The organism is Streptomyces sp. NBC_01478 (assembly GCF_036227225.1).
GTDB lineage: Bacteria > Actinomycetota > Actinomycetes > Streptomycetales > Streptomycetaceae > Streptomyces.
Window position 1 is genome coordinate 561,808 of sequence record NZ_CP109444.1, and the last position, 14,934, is coordinate 576,741.

A 14,934-nucleotide genomic window follows, 5' to 3' on the forward strand; every position below is an offset into this window, starting at 1 on the left:
GGAAGGCGAGGCCTACGAAAAGGGCCCCCACAGGCTCTCGCCTGCGAAGACCCTTCGCACTGTCGGGACGACAGGATTTGAACCTGCGACGCGTTGCCCCCAGTCAATTGCGGCAGCCAAAACCCGCCGTCGGAGGGCTGCCGCGTGTCCAACTACGGGGTGGGGTGATCCACGTTTCGGGAGACGCCTGCCGTCCGGACGCCCGAGCGCCCGGACCACGGGCCGTCACCGGGCCGAAGAGCCACAGGTCAGCCACCCGGCGTTGCCGCCGCCCGAGCCGTCCCAGTGTGCGGCCACCGCGAGGACGGCGGCAGCCGCGCCCGTTCCGAGTACGGCGCCGGCGACGACGTCGCCCGGGTAGTGCACCCCGGTGTGGACGCGCGAGTAGCCCACGGCACAGGCCAGCAGGCCGAGAGGGACCGTGACGGCCGGGAACGCGGGCCCGACCGCCGCGGCGAAGGCGACGGCGGAGGCCGTGTGGCCGGAGGGGAACGAGGCGGACGCCGGCATGGGGACGTGCCGACCGGGGAAGGGCGAGTCCTCCGCACGGTGCGGGCGTGGCCGCCGTACAAGACGCTTACCGAGCAGGTTGGCCGTGGTGGACGCGACGCCGAGCGCCGCGACGCCGAGCACCGCGGCGCGGCGGGAGCGGCCGGGGCGCACAGCCAGGGTGGCGGCGATCAGGAAAGAGATCTTGGAATGATCGGCCGCCGCGGACAGTCGGCGCAACGCCGAGTCCAGTGCCGGTGTGCTGGTGACCGTCACGGCCTCGTAGAGCGCCTGGTCGAGGCTGGCGAGATCCCGCAACAGGCCCTGTGGTACTCGCTGTTGCCGAGGGCGGCCGTCAATCATCGCTCTGCTCCTGGTTCTTGTCGCGTGAGGGGGCGGCGGGGGCGTGGCTCTCGTGTTGGTGGGGCGACCGGTCGAAGGCGAGGCGCAGAACGCGGTACCAGTCGACGGTCGGTGCGACGTACGGTGCCCCGGGCCGTTCCCGTGGCACGCGCACCCGCAGCGCGCCGGGTCGTATCGTGCACACCACGGGCGCGGGCAGGACGAGTGCCTCGCCGTCCACGGCCACCGGGATGGTCTCCTCGTCGGACTCCACGACGACGCTGCGGGACGTCAGGGTCGTGATGCCGCTGGCCCGCTCCCCCAGCAGTGCCAGTTCGGCGGCTTGTACCGCGCCCCCGACCCGGATCGCGATCACGCCGAGCGCGCCCGTGTCGAGACGTTCCCTGCGGCCGCCGGTCAGGGGGTCGGCCCGTGCGTAGGGGTTGTTGCTGACCAGCACCGCCTGTGGGGCCTCCAACCGCTCTTCGTCCGTCTGGACAATGAGTTCGGCGCTCGACTCGCCCGCCAGCAGGTCCGGCAACTGGTCGAGCGCGGTGACCGCTTTGGCGTCCCGGTAGTCGGGGTTCTGCACGATGTGCGCGTACGTACCGAACGAGGCGGTGTTGACGAACGGCCGGCCGGAGATGTCTCCGAGGTCGACGCGGAGTTCCACACCGTCCGAGAGCGCCTCCAGGCTGCTCGCCGGATCGTCCCGGTCCAGACCGAGGTCCATGGCGAAGTGGTTGCGGGTGCCGGCCGTGACGACCATGAACGGCAGACCGTGTTCGGCGGCCACTCCCGCCACCAGTGCCTGGGTGCCGTCGCCGCCGGCCACACCGAGCAGATCCGCTCCCTCGGCGACCGCCTGCCGGGCCAGTGCCACCGGATCCGGATCCGTGTCGAGGTCGAGCAGGATCACTCGCGCGCCCAGTGCCTCGGCCCGCTCCACGAGTCCGTACCGCCCGACCTTCCCGCCACCCGACTTCGGATTCATGATCAGCACAGCCCGGCGGGGTGGGCGGACCGTGCGCGTGTGCATGCCGTGCGGCTTGCGCAGACGGCGCAGGGCACTCCTCGCGCAGCCGAGCGCGGCCGTCCACGCCGCGAGGGCGATCACCGCGACCACCCACAGGCCCGACACGGCGTACAGCACCAGGACGCCGACGGGCGCGATGATCGCCAGCAGGGCACCGAGGAGCCGGGCGAAGCCGCGGTGCGCCAGCGCCCACCACAGGCCCGCGCCGGCCAGCCCGAGGCCCGCCAGGCCCAGCAGCAGGATGAACCCATGGCCGGCGCCGGCCACCACTGCCGCCACTGCTCCCGCGATGCACAGCAGGGCCAGGCGGGCCAGGGCTCGCGCCGCGCCAAGGCCCGTGCCGGGTCCGTGGCGTTCCGTCTCGCGCGTCGTTCTGGTCTCGTTCAATGCCGCTTCCCGGTCATGGCTGGGTCGGACGGTCGCCAACGCGGCGGGGCTCCGTCTGCCCGTCACTCCGGCGATTCCTGTCGGTGTCCATGGAACGTACCCGGTGTGTCCCGCCTCGCCCTCGACCAGGCTATCGGCGGCGCCGGCTCAAGCCGCGAAACCGACAGCGGTGACGTGTTGGCCCGCGCCCGTCCGGTTGCGGGGATGTGCCGGACGCGGGACGGAGGGGGCCACGCCCTGCGGTCTCGGGGCCCACCACCCGCGCGGCAAGGCCGAGTTGGCGCCGGGTCGGCGCCGGAGGCCTTCGCCGCCGTCACCGGCACCGGGCCGGCGCCTCTCGGCGGTCGGTCGATGTGCGTCGTAATGTCAAGATCGTGTCCTCAGTGATGCCGTCCCTTCTCAGGCGTGTCTCAGGAGTGTCATCGGGTGAGGGATCGCCCCAGGGGCCCCGTGATGGAGGGAGAACGACCGCGGGGCGACCGCGGATCGGCAATCACGGGGAGAACGAGACACATGATGTTCAAGCGATTCGGAACCATCGCCGCGACCGCGATCACCGGCAGCCTGCTCCTGACCGCCTTCAACGGCGTGGACGGAGCGGCCGACGCCAACGTGTCGCATCCGGCGGCTGGAGCGACGCAGCACGCAGGTGCCGCGCAGGCGGCGGGTGCCATCGGCCGCTACTCCGAGAACGCATCGGGGGCGACGTACTTCACTTCGATCCTCACCGGTGACAACGAGGTGCCCGTCAAGGGCAAACCGGCGGTTGGTGACAAGGACGGCAGCGCGGTGGCCCTCATGCGTATCCAGGGCGACGAGGTGTCCTTCGCGTTCGCGTGGACCGGTACGGGGACCCCGACCATGGCCCATCTCCACCAGGGTGGCCGGGGCACCAACGGTGACGTGAAGATCCCGTTCTTCATGGAGAAGCTCAAGGGCGGCACGCCGTTCGTGTTCGGCACCGTGAAGGTCAAGGACGCCGACCTGCTGCGGAACATCAAGGCGTATCCCGACCGGTTCTACTTCAACCTGCACACCGCCGAGTTCCCCGGCGGCGCCGTCCGCGGACAGGCCGTCGCGCTGTCGGGCGCGGTCTCGCTGCCCGACGCCATCCGGCACTCGGCGCTGGCCGGCGTCGTCAAGGGAGCCCAGATCTACGCCTGCACCAAGCAGGACGACGGCTCCTACGCCTTCACACAGGACAACGTCGACGCCACCCTCCAGGGCGACATCCAGCACAGCTTCGCCAAGCACGGCCCCGCCGGCCCGCCGCAGTGGATCGCCCCCGACGGCTCCTCGGTGACCGGGACCGTCGTCAACAAGTTCGACAACGGCACGGGCAACATCCCCCAACTCCTGCTCCGCGCACAGCAGACCGGCAAGAGTGAAGGACTCCTGTCCAAGACCACCTCGGTCCTGCGACTCAACACCGCCGGCGGCATCGCCCCGGCCGGCACCTGCAACCCGGCCGCACAGCCGACCGTCCGCGTCCCCTACACCGCGGACTACCTCTTCCTCGCCACCAAGTAACACCTCCCGAACCGTCCTGCCCGAACACCACCCGGCGATGCGAGTCCCCCGCGGACTCGCATCGCCGCGGGTTTCCGACAGCCGACGCCCCACACCCCGGTACGCCACTTCCGTACCAGAGCGTCGCCGTCGGCGTGGGCGGCTGCTGCAACGGAGACCGGCGCACAAGGACGCGTGATCCCGCGGGGCCGCGCTAACGCCGATCGGGAAGCGGTACGCCCCAGCGCAGCAGGGTGCCCCTCTCGGGCGGTGCGGCCAGGGTGAGTTCACCGCCCAGGTTCCGCGCGCGCTCGCTGAGATTGCTCAGCCCGCTGCGATGTCCGCCTTCGCCGATTCCGACGCCGTCGTCGGTAATGGTCAGTGTGAGCCGCTCTTTGCGGACGACGAGTGCGATCTCCGCGGACGAGGCGTGTGCGTGCCGGGCGATGTTCGACAGTGCTTCGCTCAGCACCGCCACGACTTCGTCCGCCATGGTGTGCGGGACATCGGTGTCGAGCAGTCCCTCCATGAGCAGGGAGGGAGTGAACCCCAGCGCGGGAACGGCTTCCTCGGCGGTCTTGGAAGCACGGGCCCGCAGGCCGTTGCCGATCGCGGTGCTGTCGTGGGCCCGTAGACCGAAGATCGTGGACCGGATGATCTTGATGGTGGTGTCGAGGTCGTCGACCGCCCGGTCGATCCGCTCGGTCCCTTCCGGGTGCGCGACGAAGCGATGCGCGCTCTGCAGCGTCATTCCCGTCGCGAACAGCCTTTGGATGGCCAGGTCGTGGAGGTCGCGCGCGATACGGTCGCGGTCCTCCAGGAGGCTCACCTGCTCGGCGGCCCTGCGCCGGTCGGCGAGTTCCAGCGCGAGGGCGGCCTGGCCTGCGAAGCCGGGCAGCGGCTCGATCTCGGCCTGGGTGAAGGTCGGGCACCCGGCGGTACGCGCGAGGACGAGCACCCCGCGATCTCCGTCACTGGTACCCATGGGAACGGCGACCGCGGGCCCCAGCCCCGTCCAGCGTTCGGGACAGTACGTGATCCGCGGGTCGCTCCCCACATCGGAGGTGACGATCAACTGCCCTGCGGCCAGGGCCGCCCCGCTCAGAGTCCCCTCGCGCGGCAGCCTCACACCACGGTGCAGCGCGGCACCTTCCCCGAGCGCGAGTACCCCGCGCAGTTCCCGCGTTCCGGCGGTGACCAGGTCGACCACGCCCAGATCGGCCGAGGTGATGTCCTGTGCCCGGTTCAGCATCAGCTCCAGCACCTTCGTCTCCGGGGTTCCGGAGAGCAGGCCGCGGGTGAGCTCGGCGCCGGCCGCCATCCAGCGTTCTCTGACCTGTGCCTCCGCGTAGAGGCGGGCGTTGTCGATCGCCACGCCTGCGGCTACGGCCAGGGTCGACAGGACGGCTTCGTCCTCGCTGTCGAACTGGGCACCACCGCGTTTCTCGGTGAGGTAGAGGTTGCCGAACACTTCTCCCCGGACACTGACGGGCACCCCCAGGAAGGAGTGCATCGGCGGGTGGTGCGGGGGGAAGCCGTGCGAGGCCGGGTGCTGTGACAGCTCTGTCAGCCGCAGCGCTTCCGGATGTCTGATCAGCTCGCCGAGCACCCCGTGTCCGGCGGGCAGAGCCCCGATCCGGGCCTGCTCGGCCTCGCTGACACCGACCGTGAGGAACTGGGTGAGGCGCTGATCGGGACCTATGACACCAAGTGCGCCGTATTCGGCGTCGACCAGGACCACCGCGGCCTCGGTGATGTGGCGCAGCACCTGGGAGAGATCGAGCTCGCGGCCCACCGAGAGAATCGCCTGCAGCAGCCCGTGGAGGCGTCCTCGGGTGCCGCGGACCACGCGGATCTGGACCTGGAGTTCTTCGAGCAGCTCGTCCAGACGTAGTTGCGGCACCATCTCGGACCGTGCGTGTTCCTCGACGTTCACTTGCTGCCTCCGGTCGCTCGGTCGTCCCGGGCGGCCTGCCGTTGCCGGTGCCCGGTGGGTGGCGCGGCCAGGTCAGAACTGGTGCTCCGCGTCATGACAGGTGAGGCATGTGATGCGGCGAGCGGGTTGCTTGAGGGTGGTCACACCCATGCCTTCCGGCCGCTCCAGATGCTGCGGGTTGACCTTGACGTGATCGGGGCAGAGGGCGGCTCCGCAGTTCCGGCAGACGGCGACGGCGGCAGTGGTCGTCCCGGACTGGTGACACTCGTAGCAGTTCATGCGTCCTTCTCCTCTCAGAGGGGTCGACGGATGTGACGGGGTGCGCGAGCACGCCCGGTCGAGCCGAGTCCTGAAGCAGGCGCACGCTTCAGCGGCGTAAGAACTGTGTGGTCGTGCTCTGCGCCCTGGCAGTTGGCCGCAGGCAGGAAGAGCGCACGTCGGCGCGTGGACCTCGCAGTGGAACGTCTTACCGTCCAGTGCGCTTCTACGCCCCCCACGAGCAGGAGGTCTTCCCACCAGGACAGCGCGATCATCGTGCCGAGCAGGGCGAGCGGGAGCACCGCTGGGAGGAGCAGTACGTACATGAGTACCGCCTGGGCTTCGATTTGCCTGTCGAGGAGGGCGGGGCAGAGGAAGATGCCTCGCCGGACGCATCGGGTTGCCCGGGAGCACCGTGTGCAGGGAGCGGGGCACGGGCCCTGCGGCGGGTGAGCGGAGTACTCCGGTGCGACATCGCGGTGGAAGCGGCGCGGCCGGGGACCAGGGCGGCATCACCCACACTAGTCCCCGGATTCGGTCCTGGACAGCGACAGCCGCCTGGGGACGGCGGGACCGGATCGGGCCGGGGACAGGGATCCGACAGTCGGCAACGAGCTTCAGCCGAGCCGCTCAGCAGCGCCGACTACGTGACGATGAGCAGAACGATCCACATGACCGCGGCGAGAACCGGAAGCGCGTAGGCGATCAGCGGCATCGCGCTGGGGCCGGGAATGCGGCTACATGTATAGGTTTCCGCGTAGTCCGGCAGACGCTCGGCGGTACGTCGTTGGATGGCCCGGTTGTAGCGGTGATATCGGTGTCCTACATATGCCCAGATGGCGGTGAGCGCGAGCCCGAAGCCGGCCAGGACACGTGCTGCCGCGTGAGTGGTGCCCGATGTGGCAGTGGTGCTGTAGGCCACCGCGAGGAGAGATTGCGCGACGAGGAACAGGTTGCCGCGCTCGAAGACCATGGTGTCGGTGTGGAGGTGGTGCTCCCACAGACGGGCGTCTGCGTCTCGCCCCTGTTCGTGGTTCTCTGGCGTCGCCATGCGGCAGGTCTGCCCTCCGCTTCAAAGGAACAGTCGACTCCGGCACGGCTCACAGCAGCACCCCCCGGCGTGAACCCTGCCGAGGGAGCGCTGTCGTCGCAGAGTCACGCGGTGGCGGCCGCGGCGACGTTGTGCTCCGCGTGAGGCCGCGTCGGCTCCCCTGGCGGGCCTGGGCGGTGGAGCGGCCGTACTGGACAACGCCTCGGCGCACGTGGCCAAGGAGTTCAAGGCCCGCCGCCGTCAGCCGATGATCGGGGGGAGCTGTTCCATCTGCCGCCATACAGCCCGGAGTACCACTCCCCGTCACTGTGGCGGTGGCCTGCCCGGACGTTTCTCCTGGCAGCCACCGCCACGGTGAGGCGGTTGATCAGACGGTCTTGGTCGACCCGTTCAGTACGGGGTCCGGGCTGGTCGTGATGCGCTCGGCGGGCGGCGGTGTCGTGGACGCGGCCGCCGCCGTCTCACGGGCGAGGAAGGAGCCGAGCTCGCCGATGGTGCTCATCAGCGGAGCGGGGAAGACGACGGTGGTGTTCTTGTCGACTCCGATCTCCACCAGGCTCTGGAGGTTGCGCAGTTGGAGGGCCAAGGGGTGGTCCATCATGATGTCCGACGCCTCCCCGAGGGCCGCTGCGGCCAGGGACTCGCCCTGGGCGTTGATGATCTTCGCTCGCTTCTCCCGCTCGGCCTCGGCCTGACGGGCCATCGCACGCTTCATGCTGTCGGGCAACTGGATGTCCTTGAGCTCGACCAGGGTGACCTCCACGCCCCACTCGACGGTGGCGACGTCGAGGATCTCGCGGATGTCCAGGTTGATGCGGTCGGTCTCCGACAGCGTTTCGTCCAACGTGTGCTGTCCGACGACCTTGCGCAGCGTGGTCTGGGCGATCTGGTTGATCGCGGCGTGCACGTTCTCGATCGCGATGACCGACTTCACGGCGTCCACGACACGGAAGTACGCCACCGCCGACACATCGACGCTGACGTTGTCGCGCGTGATGATCCCCTGCGACTGAATGGGCATCGTGACGATCCGCAGCGAGACCCGGTGCAGGACGTCGACGAAGGGAATGATGAACCGCAGACCAGGAGATCGAGGCCCGACCAGTCGACCGAACCGGAACAGCACTCCCTGCTCGAACTGCTTGACGACCTTGATGGCCATGGCGATCGCCACGACAACCAGTACGGCCACCACGACGATCAGGAAAATGAGTACTTCCATGGTGCTGCTCCTCAGATAGGGCACGAGACGCCCCCTTGGTGGCGGGCCAGGCAGAGCTCCGCAGTTCGTGCCGTCTCCCCAGCATGGCTCGCCGCCTCCGGCGCAGGCAGGGGCCAACCGGTCCCCCATTTCGTTCGCCTCGGCCCGGATACAGGTGGGTCACGCAGAGAGGGCCATGCGGCCCTGAAGGCAGGGCCGCATGGCCCGTCACGGGTTCGACGAGGGTGCGTAGCGTGAAGCTGTCTGTCCGGTCTCCCCCTAGCGGCCGGAACATCTGCCCAGGCGCTCACCGAAGTCCCGGCGGCGCGAGCCCTCGCTGCCCTCGGGCAAGCCGGCCCTGTTGGCAACCGACCGGCAGGAGAACGACATGGCTCAGCACACCGACGAGAATCCCTTGGCCGTCGCCGTGGGTGTCGACGGCTCGGCGTGCTCGCGGGCGGCACTGCGACGGGGCCTGGCGCAGGCCGAGTTGACCGGCAGCACCGTCGAAGCGGGCGCCGCGTGGCAGTCCCCCGCGTGGACGAGGGTCATCCCGTGCAGGTCCTGATGGAAGCCGCCCGCACCGCACAACTCCCGGTCCTGGGCAGCCGTGACCACGGCACCTTCACCGGCATCCTGCTCGGCTCGGTCAGCCGGCACTGCGTACGGCACGCGCCCTGCCCGGTCGTCGTCATCCCCCAACCCCGGCCCGCGTGACGGAACGCTCACCGGCCGAGGACAACAGCCGTCCCCTCGTGGCGTGTTGGCCGTGACGGACAACGGCTTCGAGGCGCATCCGCACCATCTCAGGCACGTTCCTTCCCGGGAGGGCCCCTCATGACCCGGTCATCACACACCGCCGAGCGAGAAGCCCCGCTGCCCGATGAGCCCGACAACGCCGAGCAGGCCGACGAGCGCCGGCAGCCGGCGGAACTCTTCCGCGACCTGCGCACCTCCCCCTCGGGCCTCACCAGCCGGGAGGCGACCCGCAGACAACTGGTCTACGGCCCCAACGTGCTGACCCGATCCGGCGGCAGGCGCTGGCCGGGCGAGCTGCTCGCCCAGTTCACCCAGCCCCTGGCGATTCTGCTCGCCCTCGCCGCCGTCCTGGCATGGGCCGGAGGAACACCCGCACTCTCCATCGCCGTTGTGGCCGTCATCCTCCTGAACGCCGGATTCGCCTTCGTCCAGGAGATGCAGGCCGAGCGAGCCGTGGAGGCGCTGGCCGCCTTCCTGCCGCCCACCGCCAGGGTCGTACGCGACAAGGTGCGGTGCGAGATCGCGGCCAAGGACCTCGTGCCCGGAGACATCCTCATCGTCTCCGAGGGCGACCGGGTCTGCGCCGACGCCCGGATCATCGAGGGCACCCTCACGCTCGACCTGTCCTCACTGACCGGCGAATCCCTTCCCGTGACCCGCTCGCCCGAGCCGTCCGACGCGACCGGCTCCCTTCTGGAGGCACACGAACTCGTCTTCAGCGGCACCACCTGCAGCGGTGGCGAGGCGGAAGCGGTTGTGACCCGGACGGGCATGTACACCGAGCTGGGCCGCATCGCCGCGTTGTCGCAGCGCGTGCACACGGAGCGCAGCCCGCTGGAGAAGCAGGTGCGGCGGGCCACCTGGATCATCGCCGTCGTCGCGGTCGCGATCGGCGCGGCCTTCCTGCCCATCGGCGTCGCCGCCGGGCTGGGCTGGAGCGCGGCCATCAGCTTCTCCATCGGGTTGATCGTCGCCAACGTCCCCGAGGGACTGCTGCCCACGATCACCCTGGCCCTTGCCGCGGGAGTGCGGGAACTCGCGCGTGGAGGAGCCGTCGTCAAACGCCTCTCGGGAGTCGAGACCCTGGGATCGACGACCGTGATCTGCACGGACAAGACCGGCACCCTCACCGAGAACAGGATGCGGGTCACCCGGCTGTGGTTGGCGGGCAGCGAGATCGAAGCGGACCGGGCCGCTCACGAGCCGCAGGCGGCAGTCCTCGCAGCGAGCGGCGCCGCCTGCACCACCGCGGAGGCACCCACACCGGCACAGCCTCAGGGCAGCGGCGACCCCACCGAACTCGCGATCCTGCGCCTGGCCGAGGACCTCGGCGTGGCCGTCGGGCCCGCACAGCGCAAGGCCGCCCGCCGCACGATCTTTCCTTTCGACGCCCACCTGAAGCGCATGTCCACGGTGAACGACGAGGCAGGCGCCGTCACGGTGCACACCAACGGCGCCCCCGAAGCCGTCCTGCCCTGCTGCACCCACCTCCTCGGCCCGCAGGGAAAGAACGTCGAACTGGACGCCACCGTGCGCGCGGAACTGAACACCACCATCGATGGCTACGCGGCTTCCGGACTGCGCGTGCTCGCCATCGCCCGCCATGTCCTGGACCACGGGGAGAAGGTGCCGGTGGACCGGCCGGCAGCCGAATCCGGCCTGACCCTGATCGGCCTGGTCGCCATGGCGGACCCCGCACGTGCCGGCGTCGCCGACGCCGTCAAGGACGCACACCGGGCCGGAATCCGTATCCACGTCATCACCGGCGACTACGGACTCACCGCCGCGGAAATAGCCCGCCAGGTCGGCATCGGCCACGTCGGCAGCCCGGTTCTCGCAGGTGACGTGCTGGACCGGATGAGCGACAAAGACCTCGACGAACTGCTCGCGCAACGGCAGGAAATCGTCTTCGCCCGCACCTCACCGGAAGCCAAACTCCGTATCTGCGAAGCCCTGCGCGCGCAGGGCGAAGTGGTGGCGATGACCGGAGACGGCGTCAACGACGCCCCTGCCCTGCGCCACGCCGACATCGGTGTCGCCATGGGCAAGTCGGGAACGGACGTGGCCCGCGAGGCAGCCACCATGGTGCTCACCGACGACAACTTCGCCACCATCGTCTCCGCGGTCGACGCGGGACGACGCGTCTTCGACAACGTCCGCAAGTTCGTGCTCTACATCTTCGCCCACGCAGTACCCGAGGTCGTCCCCTTCCTCGTCTTCGCACTCTCCGGCGGCCACATCCCGCTGCCGCTGACGGTCCTGCAGATCCTGGCGATCGACCTCGGCACCGAAACACTCCCCGCGCTCGCACTCGGACGCGAGCCCGCCGAGCCCGGACTCATGTCCCGCCCGCCCCGCCCCCGCACGACAGGCGTCATCGACCGGGCCCTGCTCTTCCGCGCATGGGCGTTCCTGGGAACGATCTCCGCGGTCCTGGTCATGGGCGGCTTCCTCTTCACCCTGTGGCACGCCGGCTGGCACCCAGGTGACCCCACGGGCGGCGGCACCACCCTGCACCAGGCATATCTGGAAGCGACGACCATCACGTTCGTCGGCATCGTCGCCTGCCAGATCGGCACAGCCTTCGCCGCCCGCACCGACCGCGCCTCCCTGCTCACCGTCGGCATCTGGACCAACCGCCTGCTCCTGTGGGGCATCGCCTTCGAGCTGGCCTTCACCGCAGCGGTCGTCTACGCACCGCCCCTCCAGCACATCTTCGGCACGGCAGCTCTCAGCCCGGCGCAGCTCGCGGTCATCGCACTGTTCCCGCTCATCGTCTGGGGAGCCGACGAAGCCTTCCGCTGGTTCCGGCGCCGCCACGACGCGACCAGGACCTCAGCGCTCGCAACGCCCGCGACCGCGCACTTCGCAGAGGGGCGTCCGGCGGACCAGGCAGGGTGAGCAGCGGGATCAGTACTGCTGTCCCGGCCGACGAAAGGCTGTCGGCACCTGGGAACATCTGCGGCAGCAGGTCCAGGCCGCAGCCGACGCCGTGGGTGACGTCGACTGGGACCAGAACACCAGGCCGAACCCCCGTGGCAGAGCCTCGTCGACCGGCTGGCGGAGATGGTGCGGGAGGTGAGGGACTGGGCCGCTCGCGGAGCGGATTCACCAGCACGATTCACCTGAGCACGGACAGACGCTGCCGCCCGCAGCCCCTGCTCGTCACTGCCGGACAGAGAGGTGGCAGCGCCCTGCCGTGCGTACTTGCGACGCCAAGGCATCCGGCACACGATCCGGGAGAAGACTGACAGCCAGGCTGCCCGCCTGCGCAGAGGTTCACGCGGAGGGCGACCACCAGGCTTGGGCTCCGCACATAACCGCGTGCCACGACCTCAACTCACCGATGCACCAGGCGCCAGTACCAAACCGGCTGCCGCGAGGAAGTCCTCAAGGCTGATGACACCGCTACCCGTGCCGTCGTCCCATTCGACCAGGAGTCCCGAGAGACCCTCGTTCCAGGAGTCCGGCGTGTCGGTATCAGGGTCAGGGTGCCACTCGACGCAGCCTTCACCGTGCCGGAATCGGAGATACAAGTACTGGCCGTCTGCTGTCCAGGCATCCCACTGCGACGGGCAGGCGGAACACGTCTGCACAACCCGCACCAGTTCCCGGCCCACATCTGCATCCATCCGGTGATGGTCGCGCACCAGCAAAACCCGTGCAATCGACTTCGGACCGTTCTCACAGCCGCTTAAGAAGCGGCCAGACGCACATCCCATCCGGGCGGCCACCGGGTGACCGCGGGCCGGGTGACAGGCACGGATCCTCGCCGTTGCATCGACGATGTCACTCGGCAACGTCTCGACACAGGAGACCTGTTGACCACGTAGCACGCCGAAATTCCCTGAGCACTGGCGACCTGGACACAAGGCACAAGATCGTGAGACGGAATGCCGCGGCCCCTAAATGAGACAGCCGGGAAAACCCAGGTCGTCACACCTGAATGGGACATTCCGAATTCGCGCCTACAGACGCGGGGTGTGGTCGGACGGCCCGAGCGCGTCAGCGACGGTCGCGGTCAGCAGCCTCGGATTGTGCAGGGGTGAGAGATCCATGGTCTTGCCCACACCTCCGGCACCTGTGAGCGTGACCAGCCGGCTTCCGCCCATCGCCGGGCCGATCCGGTCGGTCTCCGCCGAGCGGCCGACGAAAGAGGTCCCTTCGTCCCGGATCACCATCGCCATGTCGTCATCGTTCCTCGCGACTCGACGGTTCGTCAGAGAAATCAGACATAGCCGCATGACCGATACTTTCGGCCATTACCCTACGAATGTTCCTTCCGGACGATCGAGCGGAGAGGTTTGGGTGCGGATCGCTCTTGGAGCGGGTCTGTTGGGCAACCGGACCGCCCGCAGGACCACACGATCGCATCCCGTCCCGCCTTCTCCGACCGTGCCGCCCAACCCCTCGGCCTCAAGAGGCGCCCGCGCCACCGAGATGTTCGCGGGGCGGTACGTCAACGCACTGATCCGTACCGGCCTGCCCGCCACGGGTAGCCCGCCTTGCACCCGACCCGCAGGCTCGCGTCACCTGCGTTTTCATCATCATCAGGACCAATCCCCGGCCCGCTCAGGATCGGATTACGTCCGGAGATGTCCCAACCGCGGAGGGCGTTGTGAAAGAAGCCGTACATATCGGCAGAAACCCATCGATGGAGCCGGACCTGGAAGAGCTGGTGGGCCGTGTGGCCCTGGGGGACGAGCCTGCGTTCGCGTCTGTCTACGACGCCGTCGTGAGCCCGGTTCTCGGTGTCGTGCGTTCCGTGCTGCGCGATCAGGCCCAGTCGGAGGAGGTGGCCCAGGAGGTTCTGGTGGAGGTGTGGCGCACCGCTCCCCGCTACCGTTCCGACCGCGGAACGGCGATCAACTGGATTCTCACCCTCGCCCACCGCCGGGCGGTGGACCGTGTCCGGCACGTGGAAGCCGTCGCCGCCCGGGACCACAAGGCCGCCCTGCTGGAACGCACCCCCGAGTACGACGAGGTGACCGAGCAGGTCGAGGCACGGCTGGAACGGGAACAGGTGCGGCGCTGTCTGCGCACGCTGACCGACATCCAGCGCCAGGCGGTCACCCTGGCCTACTACCGCGGACTGACCTATCGCCAGGTCTCAGAGGCACTGGCCCTCCCGCTGGGCACCGTAAAAACCCGCCTGCGCGATGGACTCATCCGGCTGCGCGACTGCCTGGGGGTGACCGCATGACCACCGCCGAACTGCACCGCATGACCGGTGCCTACGCCCTGCACGCCCTGTCCGACGAGGAACGTGACGCGTTCGAGCGCCATCTCACCGACTGCGAACCCTGTACTCAGGAGGCCGCCGAGCTGTGCGCCACCGCGGCCCGCCTGGGACTCGCCGTCTCTGTAACGCCTCGGCGGGAGATGCGCGAGCAGGTGCTGCGCCGCATCACGACCGTCCGCCAGGACTCCCCCGGCTCCCCGGTGCCGGTGCGTTCCGGCCGTGCGCGGCTGCGGGCTCGGCTGCTGTCGCGGTGGACGCTGGCCGCCTGCCTCGCGGCTGCTGCCGCACTCGGCGGCACCACGGTGTGGCAGCACCAGCGGGCCGAGGACGCGCTCGGCCAGATGCGCCGGGCCGAGCAGGGAACGGCGCAGATCAGCGCGGTACTCGCCGCGCCGGACGCCAGGAACCGGGTCGCGAAGCTGGCCGGCGGTGCCACCGGCACCGTGGTCGTCTCGCACGAGCGGGACCAGGCGGTGTTCCTCGCCGCCGGGATGGCGCATCCGCCAACGGGGAAGGTCTACCAGTTGTGGTTCGACGACGGGGGCAGCATGCGCTCCGCCGGTCTGATGGACCCCGGCCGCAGCGACCAGGCAGTCCTGCTGCAGGGGGCCGTGGACGGGGCGTCGGGCATGGGTGTCACCGTCGAACCCGCAGGCGGCTCGAAGCAGCCCACCACCAGCCCGCTCGCCCTGGTGAACTTCCCCGCCTGAAAAGGTGTGGCCCC

General features: G+C 69.5%; 12 protein-coding genes and 1 pseudogene. 5 read left to right on the top strand and 8 right to left on the bottom strand.

The features are described 5' to 3' along the window. Positions 1 to 225: 225 nt before the first annotated feature. Together OG223_RS02450 and OG223_RS02455 are read right to left on the bottom strand one after the other, a co-directional pair. Complete coding sequence (locus tag OG223_RS02450) at positions 226 to 852, bottom strand: phosphatase PAP2 family protein (RefSeq protein ID WP_329241625.1); 627 nt, start codon at positions 850 to 852, stop codon at positions 226 to 228. After that, entirely contained in the window at positions 845 to 2,254 is a 1,410-nt protein-coding gene (locus tag OG223_RS02455; protein ID WP_329241628.1) for a diacylglycerol/lipid kinase family protein, read from the bottom strand. The genes OG223_RS02450 and OG223_RS02455 overlap by 8 nt, the downstream gene beginning before the upstream one ends. Before the next feature lie 513 nt (positions 2,255 to 2,767). Here OG223_RS02455 and OG223_RS02460 point away from each other — a divergent pair. Continuing rightward, positions 2,768 to 3,784, top strand: a complete 1,017-nt coding sequence (locus OG223_RS02460) for a CHRD domain-containing protein (RefSeq protein WP_329241631.1) — start codon at positions 2,768 to 2,770, stop codon at positions 3,782 to 3,784. Positions 3,785 to 3,977: 193 nt separating this feature from the next. Here the strand turns inward: OG223_RS02460 and OG223_RS02465 are convergent, their stop codons facing one another. From OG223_RS02465 to OG223_RS02480, 4 genes are all read right to left on the bottom strand, one after another. Beyond that, on the bottom strand, positions 3,978 to 5,669 hold the full coding sequence (locus tag OG223_RS02465) for a sensor histidine kinase (RefSeq protein WP_329265099.1): 1,692 nt from the start codon (positions 5,667 to 5,669) through the stop codon (positions 3,978 to 3,980). Between the two features lie 102 nt (positions 5,670 to 5,771). Beyond that, positions 5,772 to 5,978 carry a DUF2180 family protein gene (locus OG223_RS02470; protein WP_329241633.1) on the bottom strand — a complete coding sequence of 69 codons (207 nt, stop codon included), beginning with the start codon at positions 5,976 to 5,978 and terminating at the stop codon, positions 5,772 to 5,774. A 622-nt stretch (positions 5,979 to 6,600) separates the two neighbouring features. Beyond that, entirely contained in the window at positions 6,601 to 7,008 is a 408-nt protein-coding gene (locus OG223_RS02475) for a hypothetical protein (RefSeq protein ID WP_329241636.1), read from the bottom strand. A gap of 367 nt (positions 7,009 to 7,375) precedes the next feature. Continuing rightward, positions 7,376 to 8,230, bottom strand: a complete 855-nt coding sequence (locus OG223_RS02480) for a slipin family protein (protein ID WP_329241639.1) — start codon at positions 8,228 to 8,230, stop codon at positions 7,376 to 7,378. Between the two features lie 367 nt (positions 8,231 to 8,597). On the opposite strand from OG223_RS02480, the pseudogene OG223_RS02485 reads away from it, so the two are divergent. Next, positions 8,598 to 8,926: pseudogene (locus OG223_RS02485) on the top strand (universal stress protein). A 120-nt stretch (positions 8,927 to 9,046) separates the two neighbouring features. Then, on the top strand, positions 9,047 to 11,869 hold the full coding sequence (locus OG223_RS02490; protein ID WP_329241641.1) for a cation-translocating P-type ATPase: 2,823 nt from the start codon (positions 9,047 to 9,049) through the stop codon (positions 11,867 to 11,869). Between the two features lie 434 nt (positions 11,870 to 12,303). On the opposite strand, the gene OG223_RS02500 is transcribed toward OG223_RS02490, so the two are convergent. Further along, the gene (locus OG223_RS02500; protein ID WP_329241644.1) at positions 12,304 to 12,600 is read right to left on the bottom strand and encodes a hypothetical protein; all 297 of its coding nucleotides are present in this window, start codon (positions 12,598 to 12,600) and stop codon (positions 12,304 to 12,306) included. A gap of 336 nt (positions 12,601 to 12,936) precedes the next feature. Then, entirely contained in the window at positions 12,937 to 13,155 is a 219-nt protein-coding gene (locus OG223_RS02505; RefSeq protein ID WP_329241646.1) for a hypothetical protein, read from the bottom strand. 431 nt (positions 13,156 to 13,586) lie between these two features. Between OG223_RS02505 and OG223_RS02510 the strand changes: the two genes are divergently transcribed. Together OG223_RS02510 and OG223_RS02515 are read left to right on the top strand one after the other, a co-directional pair. Continuing rightward, positions 13,587 to 14,171 (top strand): sigma-70 family RNA polymerase sigma factor, encoded by a 585-nt coding sequence (locus OG223_RS02510; protein WP_329241649.1) that lies wholly within the window; start codon positions 13,587 to 13,589, stop codon positions 14,169 to 14,171. Further along, complete coding sequence (locus OG223_RS02515) at positions 14,168 to 14,920, top strand: anti-sigma factor (RefSeq protein WP_329241652.1); 753 nt, start codon at positions 14,168 to 14,170, stop codon at positions 14,918 to 14,920. Before OG223_RS02510 ends, OG223_RS02515 begins: the two co-directional genes overlap by 4 nt. Positions 14,921 to 14,934: the final 14 nt, after the last annotated feature.